The sequence below is a fragment of the Pseudomonas sp. HS-18 genome, assembly GCF_020401845.1.
Lineage (GTDB): Bacteria > Pseudomonadota > Gammaproteobacteria > Pseudomonadales > Pseudomonadaceae > Pseudomonas > Pseudomonas nitroreducens.
The window spans coordinates 4,838,861-4,860,200 of sequence record NZ_CP084413.1 but is presented as its reverse complement, the minus strand read 5'-3'; the positions used below and the strand labels follow the sequence as shown (position 1 = coordinate 4,860,200).

Here is a 21,340-nt window from a genome sequence, read left to right as displayed (position 1 = left end):
CATGGAATGGCTCTCCGGCTTTCTCGACCAGATCCTCGGCTTCTTCCAGTGGCTCTGGAACTTCTTCGCCCAGGGCGTCTACGACTTCGTGAAGGACGGCCTCGTCGTCGCCACCAAGGCCGCCATGGTCGGTGCGCTACAGACCTTCCTCCTGCTGATCGACGTCAGCTTCACCGTTGCCAACGACCTGATCGAAGGCCTTGGCGTCGGCCAGCTGGTGCGCTCCATATACGCCGCGCTACCGGCCCCCATCGCCTCCGCACTGTCGTTCTTCGGCGTCCCGCAGGCCCTCAACATCATCTTCGTCGCGGCCGTCACGCGCTTCTGCATGCGCTTCGTGCCCTTCATCGGGAGGTGACCCATGTCCATCAAGATTCACCACGGCCCTAATGGCTCGTACAAGACCTCCGGCGCGATCCAGGACGATGCCGTCCCGGCGCTGAAGGAAGGCCGCGTCATCATCACCAACGTCCGCGGCTTCACCCTGGAGCGCGCCTACGAGGTCTTCCCCGACCTGCCCAACACCACCGAAATCATCAACCTCGATCTCGAGTCCCTGGCCGACCTCGACCGCATGCGCAGCTGGTTCCAGTGGGCACCCCGCGGCGCGTTCCTGATCTTCGACGAAACCCAGCTGCTCTTCCCCAAGTCCTGGCGTGAAAAGGACCTGGAGAAATTCGACTACCCCGGCGGCCCCGAAGCGGCGCACGAAGCCGACCGCCCCATGGGCTGGCTCGATGCCTGGACCCGGCACCGGCACTTCAACTGGGACATCGTTCTGACCACCCCGAACATCAGCTACATCCGCGACGACATCCGCATGACCAGCGAGATGGCCTACAAGCATTCCAACCTCGCAGTGATCGGCATCCCCGGCCGCTACAAGGAGGCCCAGCATGACGCTCAGCTCAACCGACCACCCGCCGACGGCACTATCGTCGAATACAAGCGAATCAAGCAGCAGACCTTCGCCCTCTACCAGTCCACCGCCACCGGCAAGACCCAGGACACCAAAGCCGGCAAGAGTCTGCTCCGGTCCCCTAAGCTGGTTTTTCTACTGGCACTGCTGGCCTGCACTATTGGCTTTGTCAGCTATATGGGACCTCTCAAGGTCGTCGGCGGCAACGCTGCTCCAGCCCCTGCCACGCCTGCTGTGGCAGCTCCTGCGGGCACTGCTTCGCCCCCTGCGAAAACCGCTGCTGTGGATCCTGCGGCGCGTCCTCCTGCGCCTGGGACTGTTCCTGCTCAGCCTCTACCTGATCGGCCAGTTGATCCGCTTGCTGAGCTGAACCCGCATCCCTTCGCCGGCCGCAGCATCACCATCACCGCCCACCTCTACAGCAAGAAGAAAGGCGACCAATACATGTTCGCCTTCCTCGACGCCGAAGGCCGCCGGCTCGACCTGACCAGCTGGGACCTGGTCGGCTCCGGCTATGCCATCCGCAGCAAAGGCGCCTGCATTGCCGAGCTGATGTACGAGAGGTGGAAGCAGACAGTCACCTGCGTCGGCGCCATCCCCCGGCCGGCATCCAACCAGGTGCAACTCTCCGTGAACACCCCATCGGCGCCGACGACCTCGAATGCGTCACCACCGCACCTGGTCGTCGTGCCCGACAGCGAATACGCCTCACGCCCCTGGAGGAAACAATGAACCTGCCTGGACTGATCAACGCCCTCGGGCTGCTCGTACTCGCCTTTGCACTCGGATTTTTCACCGCGCTGCAGCTGATCCAGCCTGCATTGCCATTCCCGTTCTGAACGGCGAGTTCCGCCGCCGGCCGAGAGCGTAAGGCACGAGCGGTAGGCCGGCGGCGGGTCTCGCCAGACGAGCCTGTAGCACGTCTTTAAACAGTTTCTGTATCGACACACACCAACACAGGAAGGCATGAACGATGAAGGCACCCAAAGACCTGATCCGCATTCACTTCGACGACGCGGGCAACTTTGAAGAGTCGGCTTCCGGTCGCTTCTTCCTGGACCCAGGCAACGGATCCTCAGTCGACCTTTCCGCGGTGCGGATCCTCGGCTGTCACGTCGACACGGTCCGTCAGCTTTACACCGGCGTGCTTCGTCCCGAAGTCCTGGCGCTGTTCGAAGCCACGGAGCTGGTCGACTTCGCGGGACGACAATGGCATCCCGGACGGGTGGGGCGGGACTCCGGCTACCAGTTCAAGCTGCAGAACGCAGACCTCGGACTGGTCCTGCTGATCAAGAACTACAACGTCAAGGCCGAGTCCCCCGGCCCACACTTGAAGATCGAAGTCAGCCCCCACCTGATCGAGCAGCATTCCCCGGCCAACCTGCAGGTGATGCTCGGCGATCTGGCCAGCGAGATCCTCCTCGCAGTAGAGCCCAGGCAATGCGCTGTCCACCTCGCAGTGGACTTCCAGGGCTGGACGCCACCCTCCAGCCTGGTCAGCCGCATGCGCTGCAAATCCCGCAACGTGCGCCAGTTCGATGGCATCGGCGACGTGGTCTTCGACGAGCTGGCAGCCACCTATAGCCGTGGCCAGTCCTTCCTGTTCGGCTCGGCCGCTGCAATGCAGTGCGCGCTCTACAACAAGACCCGCCAGGCCAAGGCCGTGGACAAGCTGGACTACTGGGAAAACCGCTGGCAGGACCAGGACAACCCCTTCGACGCGGACCCGGCCAACTACGACCCCGACCAGGAGGTCTACCGCTTGGAGTTCCGCTTCCATCACTCGGTCGTTGAGCAGTTCGCGCAAGGATCCTGCGACGCATCCGGCGCGGTACTGGGATCCACCACCTTTGCCGAACTGGCCACCCACCTGCAGGGACTATTCGAGTACGGCCTGGACAACTTCCGGCTTCTGCACCGACCAGGCTACGTGGACCCGCTGTGGACGCTACTGCACAGCGACGCGAGATTTCTCGCACCAGTCGACCGTTTCTTCTATCGCCGCTACTACAAGACCGCCCGGGGCTTCTCGGGAAAGAACATAGAGCTGATGCTGGGCAACGCCATCACGCTCTTCGCGCGTAACCGCATGGACTTCCTGTCCTGCTGGGCCGCACTCAAGTCGTTGCCGATATTCCCGCTGATCGAGGAGTACTACCGGGAAAAGGGCCGGTCCACTACCTGGCTGAAGAAGCACCTGGCCAAGAAGCTGGAGGAGCGGTACGTCCGCTATGGAATGGCCGCTTGATCCGGGTGTGGTTGCTATTCGGTCTAAATTTGGCCTAACCTGCCGATACAGTTCCAAGCGCCTCCGACATCCATGGCGCTCCCAGTAAGGAGGTTCAACCATGCGCGTTGAAACGATCAGCTACCTCAAGCGGCATGCCGCAGATCTCGACCTTGACGAGCCGATGGTCGTCACGCAGAACGGCGTGCCCACCCTGGTAGTCGAGTCCTACGCCGAGCGTAAGCGCCGTGACCAGGCTATCGCCCTGGTGAAGCTGCTCGCCATGGGTTCGCGTGAGTACGCTGAAGGCAAGCATTGCTCTGCTGACGAACTCAAAGCCCGACTGGCCAAGCGACGCACACAGCAGTAAGCGAAATGACAGTACGCGAGATCCGCTTCACTGAAACGGCAGTCTTCAGCATCCAGGACCAGGAAGAACACCTGGCCGATTACCACCCTCCCGAACTTGCTGCAGCAAAGATCGACGGCTTGATCGATGAGATCCTGACCAGGCTGCAGGATGCCCCCGTGGGTTACCCGGTCAGCCGCCAGGCCAGCGACCTGGGTGTGACCCGCTATCGCGAACTCAACCACGACGGCTACCGCGTGTTCTACGAGGTGTACGAGCACGAAAACGTGATCGCCGTAGAGCTGGTCCTGCGCCAGAAGCAGGACGTCGAAGCAGCCCTTATCCGCTACTGCCTGGTTGGTATCTGAGCCCTGGAACAGTGTCGAAAAAGTGTCGAAAACGCAGTGCGTTACAGTGGGTTAGAGTGCGCTGTGCTGGTCGTAACTAATTGATAGTGAAGGAAATGTGCAGGCGTGTGCGGATTTTTGAAGGGTTCAAATCCCTATCTCTCCGCCATTACATATGGCCGAAGCCCCTGAAATGCTTAGCGTTTCAGGGGTTTTGTCTTTTCTACGTCATGAAAATCTCCACCCTGATCCCCATCACCCGCAATACCCATCCATCTTCTCTCGATTCTTCTGCGTCGGATCCGCTTGATACTGCTGCAGCCAGAATTGGCATGGCGCGCTGTTGAAGCGTTTTTCCTGCTCCGATTTCTCTACCTGACGATTCTGCTGCTCCTGCAGGGCCTGCTGGCGTTGCAGGTATTGCTGGAACATTTCTTCGTTGCTGCGGGTTGGTGGGGGCGCCGTGGACGTTGCCGTTGATGGTGGGGCGAGATGAGGTGCGAGAGCGAGCGGAGCGTCGCGCCAGAACAGCCACGCGGTGGCGGCGACGGCCAGGCAGCCGAGCCAGATGCCGACGGCGATGGCTAGGGTGAGTTTCCAGAAACTGAGGGTAGGCTGGGGCATGGGCAGCGGCTTTGGTTGGCTGAGCAGCACAGATAACCCATCGCACCTCTCAAGGGAAAGAGGCAGGCCCGCGGCGCCGAAGCGCCGCGGGTGCAGGGCTCATTTCGGAGCGGCGGCGGACTCGTAGGCTTCGAGGGCGCGCAGGGAGTAGATGTAGGCGGCGCCGGCATTGAGCGAGATCGCGGTGGCCAGGGTCTGGGCGATCTCGGCTTCGGTGGCGCCAGCCTTGCGGGCAGCCTCGGCGTGGACGCCGATGCAGCCGTCGCAGCGGGTTGTGATGGCCACGGCGATGGCAATCAGTTCGCGGGTCTTGGCATCCAGGGCGTCGCCGTCAGCGGCGGCGGCTTCCAGGGCCTGGTAGGCGGCGATCATTTTCGGGTGTTTCTTGCCCAGGGCGCCGAAGGCTTTTTTCACGGCGGGGACGTACTCGGACCAGTTGAACAGCATGATGCTTCTCCTTGAGGCCGGGAGTGGGTGTGGCCTTGAAGCTTAGTCTGCGTCAGTCCACGTGCCGGGTATTGTCTGTTCCGCTCAGATTTTTCATCGATGCGCTCGACTGCTGCCTTGCAGGGCGCAAGCGTCAACAGACGTCGAGGATTTCATAGCGCTGGCGTGCGCTGCCGGTTCCCACTTCGACTTCATCGCCGGGCTGACGCTGAAGCAGGGCGCTGCCCAGTGGGGCGCGGGTGGTGATGACCAGGATTTCGGTGCCTTCGTGCTGCACCTTGAGGCCGGCTCCGTCTGGGCCGAGGAATACCCAGCGCTGCTGGTCGCGCTCGTTGATCAGTTGCACCAGGGCACTGGTCTGGATGCCTTGTTCCTCGTCGAAATCGCGCAATTGAAGGTTCTCGAACAGCGACAGGGTCTGGCGGATCTCTTCCACGCGCCGTGATTGGCCGGCAGCGAGGTAGGCCGCTTCCAGACCGAGTGTGTCGTACTTGTTCTCGGCGATGTTTTCCTCGTGGGTCGCGGTCTCGTGGGCCGTCTGGGCGGCGCGCACGGCGACCTCCAAGTCTTCAGCGAGGCGGGCGAGGATCAGTTGGTAGGCGCGTTTCTTGTCCATGGCGGCGGGCTGGAAATAAAGCCGCCTATCCTAGGGCCTTTGCCCAGCCCTGCGAAGGCGCTTTCAAGATTTTCCGGCCGCAGCCGATAGAGCGGCTGAATTCCCGGTACAAAGGACATCCGGCATGAGCCTTTCGATTACCTCGGCGAACCAGGCTTTCGCCAGTCAGCTACGCGTTGCCACCACCACCACCACCACCACCACGGGTACGCAGGCCGACAGCGCCAATGAAAGCTCCGGCAGCCTGCGTCTGCAGGCCGGCGGAGCGGCGCAAAGCGAGAAGAGCAGCAGCTCCGCCAGTTCCGGCAAGGCCAGCACCACCGTTGAGCAATTGCAGAAGCGCCTGAAGGAATTGCAGAAGCAGTTGCAGCAGGAGCAGCGGGAGCTGGCCGACGCACAGAAGCGTCACTATTCCTCGGATGCCGAGCGCACCGCGGCGCTGATGGCCGTGCAGAGCCGCATCGCCAGTACCAGTGCGGCCATGCAGCAGACCGCCGCGGCGTTGGCCGAGGCGATCCGCAGGGCTGGTGGCAGTGGCGCCGGCTCGATGCTCAGCGCCAGCGCCTGACGTGGATCAATAGCCGGCCAGGATGTTGACGATCAACCCGCTGGCGATGGCCACCAGGATGTAGTCGCCGTTGACGTACAGCCAGCGATGGTCGCGCGGCGGTGCGTACAGGTGGCGCGCTTGCCAGTCGGTGACCCAATAACGGTCGCCGCGATAGTTCGGTTCCACGATCACGCCGCGGCGCCAGTCGCGGTGGGGCACGGGCATGCCGGCCTGAGGGCGGTAGTCCGGGTTCCTGTAGTAACGCGGATCCGCGTGGCCATTGCGCCCTTGGTTGTAGTTGCCGTGAGGCTGCTGTTGCTGTTGGGACCGCTGTTGATAGTGCTGTTGCTGGTCAGGTCGTTGCTGTTGCTGCTGGGGCGGCCGCTGCTGTTGTTGCGGCGGTCGATTATCCGGATGGTTCGGACCATAGTCCGGGCCGCCCCCCCGGCTGGGCGAAACTCGCCAGCGGGCTGCCGAGCATCAGGGCGGCACAGAACAGGGCGACAGACTTCTTCATGGTGTTTCTCCTGGCGCAGCCGGCGTTGCCGGTGCGTGGCTCCTGCTTTCATCTCCCGGACGATCCGGGTACTTCATGAGAGCGCGTCGTCGGGTCAATAAATGCCAAGCCTAAGTAAATGTTCGGTAAAGAAATTCTCTGCTTTGTCAGCGCTTTGATACGGGGCTGCTGGGGGAAGGCGGCAGGTGACTTTTCCAGCACTGCAGTCTTTGTGTGGTTACAGCATTTGGTGATATGTTTGCAGCAAATGCACTTGTTGGAGCTTTGCCATGAGCGCACTGCTGAAGGAAAACCCGGCTGCCGATACCGTCCTCGCGAAGGCGGTGTTGACTGCCCGCGAGCACCTGGCGATGACACAGCAGGAGCTGGCTGCCATTGTCGGCGTGGACCGCAGCGCGGTGAGCCGCTGGAAGCAGAATGGCCTGCGCGTGGACAGCAAGACCGGCGAGCTGGCGTTGCTGCTGGTGCGCATCTACCGCGCGCTGTTCGCTCTGTTCGGCGGCAATCATGAGGACATGCGCCACTTCCTGCGCACCGAGAACCGCCACTTGGGTGGTGTGCCGCTGCAGTTGATGGAGAGGGTGCAGGGGCTGGTCGCAGTGGTCGAGTACCTGGACGCCATCCGGGGCAAGGTCTGAATGTCCTTCGAAGCCGGCGCTCGTCTATGGGCGAAGTATGAGGACTCGGTTGTCGCGCCCATCCGTGGGCGCCTGGTGCGACTGGTGGAGAGCCAGGGCCAGGTGGCGACGTTGCAACTGGTGGACACGCTGGAAGAGCAGGCACTGCTGGAGGAGTTGCTGGAAACCAGCAAACCGCGCATGCCGTCCAGCGCCGAGCCACTGCATTACCTGCTGAAGACACCGTTCCGCTACCCGCCGCTGCGCTGGGGCTCGCGCTTTGGTCGGCGCCATGAGCCGAGCCTGTTCTACGGCGCGCTCAAGCTGGAAACGGCGATGGCGGAATCGGCGTTCTACCGCTTCGTGCTGTGGGAGGGGATGGCCACGCCGCCGCCCAGTGGACGGATCCTTTCCGAGCACGCTTCCTTCGAGGCGCGCTTCCAGGTGCAGAAGGGCGTGCGGCTGCACCTGCCGCCGTTCCGCGAGCACGCGGCCCTGCTTGATCCACAGGATTACAGCGTGACTCAGGGGATGGGCAGCGCGATGCGCGATGCAGGGGTGGAGGCTTTCGAATATCGTTCGGCGCGTTGTCCGCAGGGGGGCATAAATGTGGCGTTGTTCGTGCCCTCGGCCTTTACCGAGAAGCGCCCGCGCAACCTGATGCCCTGGCTTTGCGAGACGACTTCGGAGTACGTCGCCTTCAAGCATGCCCAGGTGCCCGACAGCCCCCGCATTTACCGGCGTGAACAGTACCTGGTGGATGGCAGGCTACCCCATCCTGCCTGACCGTTCATCGTTTCGCCGCTTACGCGTCATGTTGTGCGGTGTATGTTGCGGGATGGCCAAGCAGGGAGTGCCAGACCATGGATATACGGATAGCTGTCCATCCCAGCGATGATCGTCGCTGGCGTGTGTACCTCAACCAATTCTTTTATGACTGCAAGAGCCGCAGTTCGGCCGAGCGTATTTATGCGCGGGTCTGCGCCGCGGAGCAGTTGGCAATTCAGCTTCCCGAACCACCTCGCATTGTCCGGCCGCAGCGTGTGTCACGGCGCGAGGTTCAGATCGCCTGAAGTTTGCCGGGCATCGGCGTCGGAAAACGGATCTTCCGCCCCGTGCATTGCACGGTAGCAAGCACGGCTTGCCTGAGAACACTTCTTATCCACTGCCCTGAAACGGGGCGGTCGGCTGCTGCGTGGCGCGCACTTGTGCACAATGCTGACGCACTCTGTCAAGCCCCCGAAACATTGCACTTGGCCACCCTGTGAATTTCCTTGCGTTTTTTAACTTATTGAAAAATAAAGAGAATTTTGATTGGTGAAAAAATCACCAATCTGTCACACGGCCCCAGTTCACTGGGGGTATGGGTGGTTTTCAGCAAGTTCTCCACCGAGTTATCCACAGCTTCTGTGGATTGTCCCGAGCGCTTGCTCAGGAGCCTTGTGCCAGGGCCGTTACGGCGGACGAGGCCGCTCCCGGCGGGCGGCTGGTAGACTGGCGCGATCCTTTGCCACACCTCGGAGTCCTGCATGCCCCTCGATCTGTCCGCCCTGTTGATCGGTGCGCTCGCCGGATTGCTGCCCATGGCTGCACTTGCCTGGCGTCTGCAAGCGCGAAGGGTGGAGGTGGAGCAGGAGGCGACCCTGCTGCGCGAGCGGCTGGCGACGGCGCAACTGGCGCAGGACGGGCTGTCCGCGCGGGCTGAGGCGGATCGCGATGCTTTCCAGCGCTTGAGTGGCCGGCACGGCGAACTCTCCGCCGAGGCGGCGGCGCTACGCCGCGAAGTTGAACTGGGCAAGGAAGAGCGGGCCCGCCTGGCTAACGCCGAGCAAGACTGGCAGGCCGAGCGCGCCGACAAGGAAACCGAGCTGCGCCGTCTTTCCGCTGAGCACGCGGCGCTCTCCGCCGAGCTGCGCGAGCAGCAGGACAATCACCAGCAGCGACTGGGCGACCTGCAATCGGCGCGAGACGATCTGCGGGCGCAATTCGCCGAGCTGGCCGGGAAAATCTTCGACGAACGCGAGCAGCGTTTTGCCGAGTCGAGCCAGCAGCGCCTGGGGCAGTTGCTCGACCCGCTCAAGGAGCGCATCCAGTCCTTCGAGAAGCGCGTGGAAGAGAGCTATCAGGCCGAGGCTCGTGAGCGTTTCTCGCTGACCAAGGAGCTGGAGCGCCTGCAGCAGTTGAACCTGCGCCTGGGCGAGGAAGCCACCAACCTGACCCGTGCCCTGAAGGGCCAGAAAACCCAAGGCAACTGGGGGGAACTGGTGCTCGAGCGCGTGCTGGAACACGCCGGCCTGGAGAAGGGCCGCGAGTATGAAACCCAGGTCAGCCTGCGCGCGCCGGATGGCGAGCGCTTCCAGCCGGACGTGCTGATCCGCCTGCCCGGCGACAAGCAGGTGGTGGTGGACGCCAAGGTCAGCCTGACCGCTTACCAGCAGTTCATTGCCGCCGAGGACGAGGTGATCCGCCAGCAGGCGCTCAAGGCCCATGTGCTGTCATTGCGCAACCATGTGAAGGGGCTGTCCGACAAGGATTACCGACGCCTGGAAGGGCTGCACAGCCTCGACTTCGTGCTGCTGTTCATGCCGATCGAAGCGGCTTTCTCGGCGGCACTGCAGGCCGAGCCGAACCTGTTCCAGGAGGCTTTCGAACGCAACATCGTGATCGTCAGCCCGACCACCCTGCTGGCCACACTGCGGGTGATCGACAGCCTGTGGCGCCAGGAGCGGCAGAACCAGAACGCCCGCGAGATCGCCGAGCGCGCCGGGGCGCTGTACGACAAGTTCGTGCTCTTCGTGCAGGATCTGGATGAGATGGGGACCCGCCTGCAGCAGTTGGACAAGACCTATGCTGCTGCGCGCAACAAGCTCTGCGAAGGGCGCGGCAACCTGATCAGCCGCGCCGAGCAGGTAAAGCTGCTGGGCGCGCGGGCGAGCAAGAACCTGCCGACGGAGTGGCTGGAGCGGGCATTGAGTGACGATGCGCCGCTGGTGGAAGAGGGCGAGTAGGGGCGCCTGGGGACGCGCCTACAAAAAAACACTGGCCGCTCCGTCAGAACAGGGAGTAGGGCTTGCCCGCCGTGCCATCGGCGAAGCGCCGCAGCCGGAAGGCATGCAGATCCATTCCAGGATCACCTTTGTAAATCCACTGGCTCATCAGTTGGCCGACGATCGGCCCCATGGCGAAGCCGTGGCCGCAGAAGCCCGTGGCGATCAGCAGTCCGGGTACTTGCGCGGGCGCATCGAGCACCGGAATGCCATCGGGCAGCACGTCGATCAGTCCCGCCCAGCTTTCCACGACTTTCACATCGCGTAGTGCCGGGAAGGCTTTTGCCAGATTCTGCTGTGCTGTGAAGACACGCGCGGTGTTGGCCTTTACCTGCGGATCGCGCTCGCCGAGTACCGGGCCGTTCACGCTCCTTTCCGAACCGGGCAGGCGCTGGCGCAAGTCGTGGAACAACGCGCCGTTGAGCTTGAAGGAGAAGCCCGCGCGATGCTCTGGCAGGTGCGGCAGGTAGTGTCTGGCGCCGCGCAGGTAGTCGAGGTTCAGGTCGATGTCGGCCTGGGTTTCGTCAGCGAGGTTGATGCTGCCATCGGCGCGCTGGCGGAAGCCGATGCCGTGGCCGATGAAGCTCTGCGCGCCCACGTCCGGGCCGGGGCAGGTACGCGAAACGGTGCAACGCACGGCTTGTTGCGGCAGCTCCAGGCCGAGGCTCTGCACCAGGCGCCAACTGCTGGCGCCCGCGCAGATCAGCAGGTGACGGGTTTTCACATAGCCGCGTTCGGTCTGTACGCCGCAGACGGCGCCGGCGGCGCGGTCGATGCCGGTGACGCCGCAGCCTTCGACGAACACGGCGCCACGCTCAATGGCACGCAGCGCATAGCCGGGCGCCACGCGGCGCGGCTCGGCCTGGCCATCATTGGCGGTGTAGAGGGCGCCCAGTACCGGGTCGCTCAGGGCCGGCATCAACTGCGCGACTTCCGCGCGGCTCAGCAGCCGGGTACCGAGGTCGAAGTTGGCGGCGACCTTCAGCCAGTCTTCGTACTTGCGCTGCTGCTCCGGCGTTTCGGCCAGGTACAGGCAGCCGCCCTGGCGCCATTCCAGCGGCAGTTGCAGCTCTTCTTCCAGGCGTTCCCACAGCGGAATCGCCGCCATCATCAGCGGCACTTCCGCCGGATCGCGTGCCTGCTGGCGGACGAAGCCCCAGGCACGGGTGGATTGCTGGCTGGCGATCCCGGCCTTGTCCAGCACCAGTACGCTCAGGCCCTGGCCGGCGAGCTGCCAGGCGGTGGCGCAGCCCATGATGCCGCTGCCGGCGATGACCACGTCCACCTGCTCCGGCAGGCGCTCCACGCGGGAGGACAGGGCGGGGTGAAGCGGATAGGTTCCCATCGGCATACGGCGGCATCCCTGAGTCGAATAACGGATGCCGCAGTATGCGATTGACGTGCGCCGCGCATCCACTGTGCGGGCGCGCCGACAGGCGCTACGAAGCGCGCGCGGCCCGGCTGGCGGCCGGCGAACGGGCCAGGTAGTCCAGCGCTTCCTGGGTGTTGGCCTCGTGGTCCGGGTGGTACCAGGGCTTGAAGTAGCGCAGGAAGCTGGTGGCCAGGGAGCTGATCTTCGGCAGCACGCCGGACTTCGAGCCATCGCGCCAGATCGCGGCGAAGGAGCGTGGTTTGGCGATGGTCGGGTCCTGCCGCGACAGGGTGCGGGTGCCGAAGGCGAACAGGTAGATGATCAGCGGCCACACCACGAACATCCACAGCTGCCGACTGACGAAGGTGCCGCCCAGGTGCACGTGCAGGTCATGGGCAACGTTGCGGTGCTCCACTTCCTCGGCGCCGTGCCAGCGGAACAGGTCGAGCAGCACCGGGTCGGCCTTGGCGCGGTCCAGCGCATCGGCTTCGAGAATCCACTTGCCGAGGATGCAGGTGAAGTGCTCCACCGCGGCGACGATGGCGCAGCGCTGGCCGATCCACCAGCGCTTGAGCCAGGGTGTGCGGTTGAACAGTTCAGTGCCCAGCGGCGTGTCGCTGAGCAGTTGTTCGAACAGGTAGTCCATGACCTTCAGATAGCGTGTGGAGTCGATGCCGTGGTGACTCAGGTAGCGCTCCAAGGCACCCGAGTGGGCGCGGGCGTGCATGGCTTCCTGGCGGATGAAACCCTGCACGTCCTCGCGCAGCCGGCCTTCCTTCACGAAGGGCAGTGCCTTGTTGTAGAGGCGGCAGAACCACAGCTCGCCCGCCGGCAGCATCATGTGGATGACGTTGATCGCGTGGGACGCTTCGGGTTCGCCGGGAATCCAGTGCAGCGGCGAATCGGTGTAGTCGAACTGCACCTTGCGTTGCACGAGCTTGTGATGATGGTCGTTCATGGCAGTTCTCAGGCAGTGAGATTGAGGCGGGCGAACAGGCGCGACAGCCAGGGCATGAAGCGCCATTGCAGGGCGCCCAGGTGCACTTCGCTGCCGACTTTCACCACCGGCTGGTTGCGTTCCACCGCGAGGGCGATGCGTTCGCCGACGGTGTCCGGGCTGAGTCGGCGCCGACGATAGAAGCGCTGCACCTTGGCGCGGTGTTTCGCCTGTTGTTCCTCATCCAGGCCGGCGAAGCGCGTGGCCTGGACGATGCCGGTATCGACGAAGCCCGGGCAGGCGGCGCTGACGCCGATGCCATTGCCCGCCAGTTCGGCGCGCAGGCATTCGCTGAGCATCAGTACCGCGGCCTTGCTGGTGGCGTAGGCCGGGTAGTTGCGTGACGGCGCGAAAGCCACGCCGGAGGCGACGTTGACCAGGTGCCCCGGCTTCCCGGCCTCGACCATCTGCTTGCCGAACAATCGGCAACCGTCGATCACGCTCCACAGGTTGATGCGCAGCAGGCGCTCCCATTCCTGCGGGGTGGTCTTGAGCATCGGCCCGGCCATGCCGATGCCGGCGTTGCTGACCACCACGTCGGGCACGCCGAGGCTGCTTTTCACCCACTGGGCGAAGCGCTCCATGGCGGCGCTGTCGCCCACGTCCACGCAATAGCTGTGAGCCGTGGCGCCGACTGCGCGGGCCAGTTCGGCACTACGTTCGGCAGCGGCCGGGTCGATATCCGCGGCCAGCACGCTGGCGCCGCGTTCGGCGAAGCTCAGCAGGGTCGAGCGGCCGATACCGCCGCCCGCGCCAGTGACCACCACCAGCTTGCCGGCAAAGGGGCCGGCGCCGGGCTTCAGTGCCGCGCGCTGCAGCTCCGGCGGGGCTTCACCGCCCTCGATATGGCTGACGAATTCGTCGATCCACTTGCCCAGTCGGACCGGTTCGGCGAGCAGTTGCCAGTGTCCAGCAGTGACATCGCGGCGCCACAGGCGCGGCGCCCACAGCGAGAGCTGCTGGAAGAGTTGCTGGCCGACGTAGCGGTCGCGGGTCGGCACGATGAGTTGCACCGGCACCTCGGTGTGGCGCTTGCGCGGCTTGAAGATCGAGGTGATGAAGTTGGCCCGGTAGAGCTTCACACCGTGCTCGCCATCGCTGGCCTGGTGCGGGTTGCGCACCGGGTTGCGGATGCCTTCGACCTTGCGCAGGTACAGCGGCCACGCCTTCGCCGCGCCGAACCGCCAGGACAGCGACGGCAGCAGCGGCAGGTGGAAGTAGTAGATGTACCAGGAATGCAGCAGCTGGCTGGCCATCTGCAGCAGCGCGCGTGGCGTCTTGCGGCGCAGACGGTCGCGCATCCAGAAACCGACGTGGTCCAGGCAGGGGCCGGAGACACTGGTATAGGAGGCGATGCGGGCGCGCAATTGTGGATCGGTGACGCTTTCCCAGGTCTGGATCGAGCCCCAGTCATGCGCCACCAGATGCACCGCGCGCTGCGGGCTGACGGCATCGAGCACGGCCTTGAGGTCCTGGCTGAGCAGTTCCAGGCGGTAGTCGCGGGTCTTGCGCGGCTTGTCCGATTCGCCGGCGCCGCGCACGTCGTACGCTACCAGTTGGAAGCGCCCCGAGAGATGGCGGATCAGCGGCAGCCAGGTTTCGTGGTTGTCCGGATAGCCGTGGACGAACAGCACCATCGGCAGGTGCGCCTCGCCCCAGCGCCAGACGGCCAGGCGTACGTTGCCGGACTGCACGTCCAGCCGTTCCGGCGCCGGCAGGGTCTTCTCCAGCATGGCGTTCATGCCACCTCCCGCCGCGCCGGGGCGCTGATCAGGCCGCGCTCGGTCCAGCGGCGCACGTGGGGCAGGTCGTCGTCCAGCCAGTAGGCATCGTCCTCGGTGACCACCAGCAACTCCTCGAACTTGGCGCCCACTCCGCGCAGGCCCAGGTGCGGTTCGACGGCCCAGAGGCCGGGCGTGGGCGCATGTTGCGAACGATCATTGCTCGACCACAGCGGCGACCAGCCCTCGCGGCGGCCGGTGATCAGGGCGTTCTTCATCAGCGTGGCGATGTTGCGCACGCCAAAGCGCGCGACCGACGGGCCGGTGGTGCGTGCGCCGAGTTTTTCCACGCGGTGCGCCAGCACTTCGAAGGGATAGGCCTTGTGCCGCGGTAGGGTGCCTTGGCGGTGGCAGAGACGGTCCACCGATTGGCTGACATGGGCCAGCGGCAGGCGTTGGCGCACTTGTTCGACGATCAGGTTGCGGTGCGCCAGCAGATCGTCCATCAGGCGCTCCACCAGCAGGTTGTGGCCCAGTGCGCCGGAGTAGCCGACGTCGGCGGTGTAGGCGCCCAGGGTCGGTGCGCAGTCGAGGATGAAGGGCATGCCTTCCTCCAGGCGCTGCTTGCCGGGGTAGAAGGCCAGGTTGAAGCCGCCCAGGTGGCGCAGGCCGTCGAAGCCCTTGAAGGAGGTGCGGCTGCCGAACCAGGCGAAGGGCTGGTGGAACCAGTCGCGCACGCCGTGATCGAGCAGCCAGGTCTTCATCAGCGCGGCGGTCTCGCGCTCGCTGATGCCCGGGCGCAGTTCGCCGGCAATGGTTTCGCAGCAGCGGTAGGCCAGTTGCTGAATCTCGCGGAAGTGCCGCAGGTCTTCGGGGGTGGGCACCCAGGCGCCTTGGGACATGACTTTCTCCAGGCTGGTTGTTGTTATCGTTACATCGGGCGATGTCACGATCGATGCTGACCCATCGGTTGCCATTGCGCCATGCGTGCGTCGCGGGCCTGGAGTGTTACCGGAGCGGAGAGCCGCTGATGGCGCGGGTTGTGGGCGGGAGCGGGGAATCCGGTGGGTGCAGTTCCCGTCTTTGGTTGGGCCTCGGGGATGCGAAGGGGATCACCGAAGGATTAATCCTTCCGATTGTTCCGTGGGCATGTCGATGGCTATCATCCGGCCATGAGCACACCCCTGAACCTCCTGCAGCGCCTGCTGCAGCGCCCGGACGACGCGCCTTCCGCACTGGAAGACGAGCGCGAGTATTCCGTGGATGAACTGGCCCGCGAGGGCGGCACCACGGTACGCAACCTGCGCGCCTACCAGGACCGCGGCCTGCTGCCGCCGCCCGAGCGCCGGGGCCGCGCCGGGGTGTATTTCGCCAGCCACCTGCGCCGCCTGCGGCTGATCAATCGACTGCTGGAGCGCGGCTACAACATCGCTAATATCAAGGAGCTGCTGCAGAGCTGGGAAAGCGGCCATGATCTGGACCATGTGCTCGGCCTCGACGAAGCCATCGTCGGGCCATGGAACCTGGAGTCGCCCGGCAGCATCGAGTTCAGCGACCTGCAGGCGTTGTTTGGCGATGAGCTGAACGACGCCGTGATCGACCAGGCGCTGGCGCAAGGGCTGCTCGCTTTCGATGGCGAACGCATCAATATCCCCAGCCCGCGTCTGTTCAATGCCGGTGTCGAACTCTATCGTGCGGGTATTCCGCTGGCGTCGTTGCTGGATCATCTGGCCGTGCTGCGAACCGACACCGAACACCTGGCTGCCGGTATCGTGCGCCTGGTGGTGACCCACCTGGTGGACAAGCCCGGTGCCGACCTGCTGCCCGGCGCAGCTGATCTGGAGCGCCTTGCCGAAGTCTTCCAGCGCCTGCGTCCCGTGGCCGAACAGGTGGTGCTGGTGGAGCTGGCGCGAGGCCTGAAGCGCTCGGCCAACGAGATGCTCGGCGAGCGCGTCGGGGAAATCCTCCGTCGCCTGGAAACCCCGGAATAGGCGGTCAGCTGGCTGCCTTGGCCAGCTTGCCACGCAGCCAGCGCCGCGCGGGGTCGTCCTCGCTGGCCTCCGACCAGATCTGCACGAAATCGAACGGTGCCAGTTTCAGGGGCGGCTCGAAGCTGGCCAGGCCGTGGCTTTCGAGATCGTCCGGAAGCATCCGCGCGGCGATCGTCAGCACCAGGTCGGTGCCTGCCAACAGGCTGGGCGCCACGCTGAAATGCGGCACGGTGGAGGCCACCTGACGGCGCCGGCCGAGTTTTTCCAGATGGCTGTCGATCTCTTCCGCTGGGCTCTGCTGCAGGGCGACCCGCAGGTGCGGGGCGGCGAGGTAGTCTTCCAGGTCCAGGCGCTTGCGGCCGCCCAGGGTTTCGCGCGAGCACAGGCAGACAAAGCGTTCCTCGAACAGGCGTTGCACGCGCAGCCCTTCCGGCAGCATCGGGAAGACCCCGAGGGCGCCATCCAGCTCGCCACTCGCCACCTGCTCGGCCATGCCCCCGCGCGAGGCCTGGCGGACGTCCAGGTGAATGCCCGGCGCCTCGCGGCGCAGGACCCGCAGCAGCCTCGGCAACACCACCCAGGCGCCGTAGTCGGACATGCCCAGGCGTAGCTCCAGCTCGGCGTTGGCCGGATCGAAGTCATCGCCCAGTACCAGCCGACGCACACCACCGAGGATTTCCCGCAGCGGGCCAGCCAGCTCGAAGGCGCGGCGGGTCAGCTGCATCTGGTTGCCAGAGCGCACCAACAGCGGGTCATCCAGCAGGTCGCGCAGGCGATTCAGCGCGTGGCTCACCGCCGGCTGGGTCATGGCCAGCCGCTCGGCGGCGCGGGAGACGTGGCGCTCTTCCAGCAGGGCGTCGAGGATCACCAGCAGGTTGAGATCGATGCGGCGCAAGTCATGAATCGAGTGCATTCGGGTTGTATCAATCATTCATTTCCATGCGCTGCATGGATAGCAGAAGCTGAGCCCCATCGACAAGCCATGGAGAATCTTCGATGTCGAAACTGCTTCTGTTATTGCCTGCCATCGCTGTGGGCGCGCTGGTCGCCTTGCAGGCGGGCAGCAACTCGCTGCTGGCGCGCCAGTTGGGTCATCCGCTGAGTGCCAGCCTGACCTCGCTGGGTGTCAGCATGGCGGCGGTGATCATTGCGCTGCTGGCGTTCCGCGTACCGCTCCCCGCTGCCGCAGGAATTGCCGCCACGCCCTGGTGGGGCTGGCTGGGTGGGTTGTTCGGTGCAGCGTACCTGACGGTGGCCGTGATGCTGGCGCCGCAGTTGGGCGCGGCAACGTTCCTCGCCTGCGTAGTGGCGGGGCAGATGCTGATGTCGGCGTTGTGCGATCAGTTCGGCTGGGCGGGTTTTTCAGTGCGGCGGTTGTCGCCCGAAGGTTATCTGGCCATCGGGCTGATCATTGCCGGGGTGGTGGTTTTGCAGTGGCGTGGGAGGGTGGCGTGAAGTATCGCTGGCTGCTGGTTTTGGGTGGGTTCGCGACGCCGCTGCCAAGGCGCGGCTAGACGAATTATCTCAGGCTCAGATGCCGACTCAACAATGCCCGTAGCGCTGCCGGCTTCACCGGCTTGGGCAGGAAGTCCAGCCCGGCCGCATGGATCTGCGCCACCAGTTCGGGGCGGGCGTCCGCGCTGATCACCACGCCTGGCACCGGCTCGCCCAGGCGGGTGCGCAGCCAGGCCATGAGGTCGGTGCCGAGTTCGCCGTCGTCCAGGTGGTAGTCGATCAGGGCCAGTTGCGGGCGCGCGTCGCCGTCCAGCAGCGCCTGGCATTCCTCGCGGCTGCGTGCGGTGAGCACGCGGCAGCCCCAGCGGGTCAGCAGGCTGTTCATGCCGGTGAGGATGCTGTCTTCGTTATCCACGCAGAGCACCTGCGCGCCGTTGAGCTGTTCCGGGGTTTCCACCTTGTGCCCGTTGAGCGGCGCCGGGGCTGGTTGGCGGGCGAGCGGCACGCTGACGCTGAACACGCTGCCCTTGCCCGGCCAGGAACGTACTTCCAGGCGGTGGCCGAGGACCTTGCACAGACGGTCGGCGATGGCCAGGCCCAGACCCAGGCCCTTTTCGGCGCGGGTCTGGTGGCTGTCCAGGCGTTTGAATTCCTCAAAGATCACCTGCAGCTTGTCCGGCGGGATGCCTGGACCGTGGTCCCAGACTTCGAGCCGCAGGTGCCCGGCCTCGCGGCGCACGCCCAGCAGCACGTGGCCCTTGGCATAGCGGAAGGCATTGGTGAGGAAGTTCTGCAGCACGCGGCGCAGCAGTTTGATGTCGCTTTCCACGCGCAGCTTGCTGCCGCGCACGTGGAAGTCGATGCCGTGCTCCTGGGCCAGGACGCGGAATTCCACGCCGAGGGTGTCGTACAGGTTGCTCAGCGGGAAGGCTGCGACGTCGGCGCTGACGCGGCCACCCTCAAGACGCGAGATGTCCAGCAGGTCGGTGATCAGGTCTTCCGCCGAGCGCAATGAGGAGTCCAGGTGGCGCACCAGTTCGGTAGCCTCTTCGGGCAGTTTGTCCTGGTGGGCGAGGGCGGCGGAGAACAGCCGCGCGGCGTTCAGCGGCTGCATCAGGTCGTGGCTGACCGCAGCGAGGAAGCGCGACTTCGACTGGTTCGCCGCCTCGGCCGTGCCCTTGGCCTCGGTGAGTGCCTGGTTGAGCTGCGACAGCTCGAAGGTGCGCTCCTGCACACGCTGTTCCAGGCTCTCGTTGGCGTCCTTCAGGCCTTGCTCGGCATCGCGGTAGTTGGTGATGTCGGTGAAGCTCATGACGAAGCCGCCGCCGGGCATCGGGTTGCCGATCAGCTCGATGACGCGGCCGTTAGGGAACAGCCGCTCGGAGGTGTGCGGCGTGCCCTGGCGCATCCAGTACAGTCGCTTGGCGACGTGCAGGTCCGGGTCGCCCGGTCCGCACAGGCCACGTTCGGCGTTGTAGCGGATGATGTCGGCGATGGGCCGGCCGACGTAGATCAGCCCCTCCGGATACTCGAACAGCTCGATGTAGCGGTGGTTCCAGGCCACCAGGCGCAGCGACTGGTCGACCACGCTGATGCCCTGGGTGATGTTCTCGATGGCGCCCTGCAGCAGTGCGCGGTTGAACTGCAGGACCTCGGAGGCTTCGTCGGCGATCTTCACCACGTCCTCCACCTGCATCTCGCGGCCTTCGATGGCGGCCTTCACCACGGCGCGCGCGGAGGAGGCGCCGAGCACGCCGGCGAGCAGGCGTTCGGTGTGGGCGATCCATTCGTCGTTGGCGTTCTGGCTGGGCGTGAAGCCCTTGCCCTGGCGGTAGGCGAAGCGGATGAAGCTCTGCCGCGCGCGCTCCTCGCCGACGAAGCGCGCGGCGAGCATCAGCAGGTCCTCCAACTGCACCGCGAGCATCGAACGCGAGCTGAGCTTCTGCGAGATTTCCTGGCCGATGAAGCGGCTGGCCTGCCAGTGTTCCGACACGCGGGTGCGCGAGAACACCGAGACCAGCCCGAACAGCGCGAAGTTGCCGATCAGCGAGAGCAGCACGCCCAGGGTCAGCGGTTCGATGGACAGGCCGAACGGGCGGCCGGCGAGCCAGGCCAGGCCGGGGAAGGTTTCCAGCGGCCAGCCCAGGCCCTTGGCGACCACCGGCAGCACCAGGGTGTACGCCCAGAGGAACGAGCCGGCGGCCAGCCCGGCAAACACACCACGACGGTTGGCCTGCTTCCAGTACAACGCGCCGATCATCGCTGGGCCGAGCTGGGCGATGGCGGCGAAGGCGATCTGGCCGATGGTGGCCAGGCTCGCGGTGGAGCCCAGCAGCCGGTAGCTGACGTAGGCCAGCAGGAGGATCAGCGCGATGCTCACCCGGCGCACGGTCAGCAGCCAGTGGCGGAACACCTCGAAGGGCTGCTCGGCCTCGCCCTTGCGGCGCAGCAGCCAGGGCAGCAGCATGTCGTTGGAGACCATGGTGGACAGCGCCACGCTGGCGACGATGACCATGCCGGTGGCCGCCGAGGCGCCACCGATGAAGGCCAGCAGTGCCAGTGCGGGATGGGCCTCGGCCAGCGGCAGGCTGATCACGAAGGAGTCCGGCATCACGCCCGCCGGCAGGTGCATCTGCCCGGCCAGGGCGATCGGCACCACGAACAGTGCGGCCAGCACCAGGTAGATCGGGAACACCCAGCGCGCCAGGTTCAGGTCGCGCGGCTCGATGTTCTCCACCACCAGCACGTGGAACTGGCGCGGCAGGCACATGATGGCGGTCATCGCCACGCCGGTCTGCAGCAGCATGGCTGGCCAGTGCACGGTCTCCTTCCAGTATTCGTTGAGCTGCGGGGCGACGCGGGCCTTGTCCACTAGGTCGCCGAAGCCGTCATAGAGGCCATAAGTGACGAAGATGCCGACGGCGAGGAAGGCGGTCAGCTTGACCAGGGATTCGAAGGCGATGGCCAGCACCATGCCGCGGTGGTGCTCGGTGACATCCAGGTTGCGGGTACCGAAGACGATGGTGAACAAGGCGAGAATCAGCGACACGATCAGCGCCGTGTCCTGGGCGCGGATGCCGCCCGAATCGGGGCCGGCGCCGATCAGCAGGTTCACCCCGAGGACTATGCCCTTGAGCTGCAGGGCGATGTAGGGCAACACGCAGACCACACAGATCAGCGCCACCACCACTGCCAGCGCCTGGGACTTGCCGTAGCGCGCGGCGATGAAGTCGGCGATGGAGGTGATGTTCTCCTGCTTGCTGATCATGATCATCTTCTGCAGCACCCAGGGCGCGAAGAGCATCAGCAGCACGGGGCCGACATAGATCGGCAGGAATGACCACAACTGGTCGGCAGCCTGGCCGACGGCGCCGAAGAAGGTCCAGCTGGTGCAATACACAGCCAGCGAGAGGCTGTAGACCCAGGCGCGGACGCGCGGCGAAAGAGGGGCGCGACGGCGGTCGCCATAGAACGCGATGGCGAACAGGACCGCCATGTAGAGCAGGGCGACCGTTGCGATCAACCCACTGGACAACGACATGCT

General features: G+C 65.0%; 20 protein-coding genes and 1 pseudogene. 11 read left to right on the top strand and 10 right to left on the bottom strand.

Annotated features, from left to right (window positions below):
* The first annotated feature begins 1 nt into the window (after position 1).
* The 5 genes from LDJ84_RS22625 (at position 2) to LDJ84_RS22605 (ending at position 3,863) form a co-directional block, all read left to right on the top strand.
* Positions 2-358 carry a DUF2523 family protein gene (locus LDJ84_RS22625; RefSeq protein WP_226045436.1) on the top strand — a complete coding sequence of 119 codons (357 nt, stop codon included), beginning with the start codon at positions 2-4 and terminating at the stop codon, positions 356-358.
* 3 nt (positions 359-361) lie between these two features.
* Positions 362-1,651, top strand: a complete 1,290-nt coding sequence (locus LDJ84_RS22620) for a zonular occludens toxin domain-containing protein (RefSeq protein WP_226045435.1) — start codon at positions 362-364, stop codon at positions 1,649-1,651.
* Between the two features lie 241 nt (positions 1,652-1,892).
* A complete protein-coding gene (locus LDJ84_RS22615; RefSeq protein ID WP_226045434.1) occupies positions 1,893-3,167 on the top strand; it encodes a hypothetical protein in 1,275 nt (424 codons plus the stop codon).
* 100 nt (positions 3,168-3,267) lie between these two features.
* Entirely contained in the window at positions 3,268-3,516 is a 249-nt protein-coding gene (locus LDJ84_RS22610; RefSeq protein WP_226045433.1) for a type II toxin-antitoxin system Phd/YefM family antitoxin, read from the top strand.
* 5 nt (positions 3,517-3,521) lie between these two features.
* A complete protein-coding gene (locus LDJ84_RS22605; protein WP_226045432.1) occupies positions 3,522-3,863 on the top strand; it encodes a type II toxin-antitoxin system RelE/ParE family toxin in 342 nt (113 codons plus the stop codon).
* A 234-nt stretch (positions 3,864-4,097) separates the two neighbouring features.
* Here the strand turns inward: LDJ84_RS22605 and LDJ84_RS22600 are convergent, their stop codons facing one another.
* The 3 genes from LDJ84_RS22600 to LDJ84_RS22590 form a co-directional block, all read right to left on the bottom strand.
* Positions 4,098-4,466: a hypothetical protein gene (locus LDJ84_RS22600; RefSeq protein WP_037015850.1), complete on the bottom strand. Its 369-nt coding sequence runs from the start codon at positions 4,464-4,466 to the stop codon at positions 4,098-4,100.
* 99 nt (positions 4,467-4,565) lie between these two features.
* The gene (locus LDJ84_RS22595; RefSeq protein ID WP_017522075.1) at positions 4,566-4,913 is read right to left on the bottom strand and encodes a carboxymuconolactone decarboxylase family protein; all 348 of its coding nucleotides are present in this window, start codon (positions 4,911-4,913) and stop codon (positions 4,566-4,568) included.
* Between the two features lie 133 nt (positions 4,914-5,046).
* The gene (locus tag LDJ84_RS22590; protein ID WP_226045431.1) at positions 5,047-5,529 is read right to left on the bottom strand and encodes a GreA/GreB family elongation factor; all 483 of its coding nucleotides are present in this window, start codon (positions 5,527-5,529) and stop codon (positions 5,047-5,049) included.
* Between the two features lie 124 nt (positions 5,530-5,653).
* On the opposite strand from LDJ84_RS22590, the gene LDJ84_RS22585 reads away from it, so the two are divergent.
* Positions 5,654-6,097, top strand: coding sequence for a hypothetical protein (locus tag LDJ84_RS22585; protein WP_226045430.1), 444 nt, complete (start codon positions 5,654-5,656; stop codon positions 6,095-6,097).
* A gap of 6 nt (positions 6,098-6,103) precedes the next feature.
* Here LDJ84_RS22585 and LDJ84_RS30970 read toward each other — a convergent pair.
* Positions 6,104-6,596, bottom strand: a pseudogene (locus LDJ84_RS30970) (RcnB family protein).
* Positions 6,597-6,865: 269 nt separating this feature from the next.
* Between LDJ84_RS30970 and LDJ84_RS22575 the strand changes: the two are divergent.
* The 3 genes from LDJ84_RS22575 (at position 6,866) to rmuC (ending at position 10,221) form a co-directional block, all read left to right on the top strand.
* Positions 6,866-7,234 carry an antitoxin Xre/MbcA/ParS toxin-binding domain-containing protein gene (locus tag LDJ84_RS22575; protein WP_024763405.1) on the top strand — a complete coding sequence of 123 codons (369 nt, stop codon included), beginning with the start codon at positions 6,866-6,868 and terminating at the stop codon, positions 7,232-7,234.
* Complete coding sequence (locus LDJ84_RS22570; protein ID WP_065085981.1) at positions 7,235-7,999, top strand: RES family NAD+ phosphorylase; 765 nt, start codon at positions 7,235-7,237, stop codon at positions 7,997-7,999.
* A gap of 857 nt (positions 8,000-8,856) precedes the next feature.
* On the top strand, positions 8,857-10,221 hold the full coding sequence (gene rmuC / locus LDJ84_RS22565) for a DNA recombination protein RmuC (protein WP_167632553.1): 1,365 nt from the start codon (positions 8,857-8,859) through the stop codon (positions 10,219-10,221).
* Between the two features lie 43 nt (positions 10,222-10,264).
* On the opposite strand, the gene LDJ84_RS22560 is transcribed toward rmuC, so the two are convergent.
* From LDJ84_RS22560 to LDJ84_RS22545, 4 genes are all read right to left on the bottom strand, one after another.
* Positions 10,265-11,611 carry an NAD(P)/FAD-dependent oxidoreductase gene (locus LDJ84_RS22560; RefSeq protein WP_084357525.1) on the bottom strand — a complete coding sequence of 449 codons (1,347 nt, stop codon included), beginning with the start codon at positions 11,609-11,611 and terminating at the stop codon, positions 10,265-10,267.
* Between the two features lie 88 nt (positions 11,612-11,699).
* Positions 11,700-12,590, bottom strand: coding sequence for a metal-dependent hydrolase (locus LDJ84_RS22555; protein WP_065085978.1), 891 nt, complete (start codon positions 12,588-12,590; stop codon positions 11,700-11,702).
* Between the two features lie 8 nt (positions 12,591-12,598).
* Positions 12,599-14,371, bottom strand: coding sequence for an SDR family oxidoreductase (locus tag LDJ84_RS22550; protein WP_226045428.1), 1,773 nt, complete (start codon positions 14,369-14,371; stop codon positions 12,599-12,601).
* The gene (locus tag LDJ84_RS22545) at positions 14,368-15,252 is read right to left on the bottom strand and encodes a M24 family metallopeptidase (RefSeq protein WP_065085976.1); all 885 of its coding nucleotides are present in this window, start codon (positions 15,250-15,252) and stop codon (positions 14,368-14,370) included. The genes LDJ84_RS22550 and LDJ84_RS22545 overlap by 4 nt, the downstream gene beginning before the upstream one ends.
* A gap of 270 nt (positions 15,253-15,522) precedes the next feature.
* On the opposite strand from LDJ84_RS22545, the gene LDJ84_RS22540 reads away from it, so the two are divergent.
* The gene (locus LDJ84_RS22540; RefSeq protein ID WP_226045427.1) at positions 15,523-16,341 is read left to right on the top strand and encodes a MerR family transcriptional regulator; all 819 of its coding nucleotides are present in this window, start codon (positions 15,523-15,525) and stop codon (positions 16,339-16,341) included.
* 4 nt (positions 16,342-16,345) lie between these two features.
* On the opposite strand, the gene LDJ84_RS22535 is transcribed toward LDJ84_RS22540, so the two are convergent.
* Positions 16,346-17,254 carry a LysR family transcriptional regulator gene (locus LDJ84_RS22535; RefSeq protein ID WP_196912299.1) on the bottom strand — a complete coding sequence of 303 codons (909 nt, stop codon included), beginning with the start codon at positions 17,252-17,254 and terminating at the stop codon, positions 16,346-16,348.
* An 83-nt stretch (positions 17,255-17,337) separates the two neighbouring features.
* Here LDJ84_RS22535 and LDJ84_RS22530 point away from each other — a divergent pair, with 83 nt between their 5' ends.
* Positions 17,338-17,796, top strand: coding sequence for a DMT family transporter (locus LDJ84_RS22530; protein ID WP_226045426.1), 459 nt, complete (start codon positions 17,338-17,340; stop codon positions 17,794-17,796).
* Positions 17,797-17,860: 64 nt separating this feature from the next.
* On the opposite strand, the gene LDJ84_RS22525 is transcribed toward LDJ84_RS22530, so the two are convergent.
* The gene (locus LDJ84_RS22525) at positions 17,861-21,337 is read right to left on the bottom strand and encodes a PAS domain-containing hybrid sensor histidine kinase/response regulator (RefSeq protein ID WP_226045425.1); all 3,477 of its coding nucleotides are present in this window, start codon (positions 21,335-21,337) and stop codon (positions 17,861-17,863) included.
* Positions 21,338-21,340: the final 3 nt, after the last annotated feature.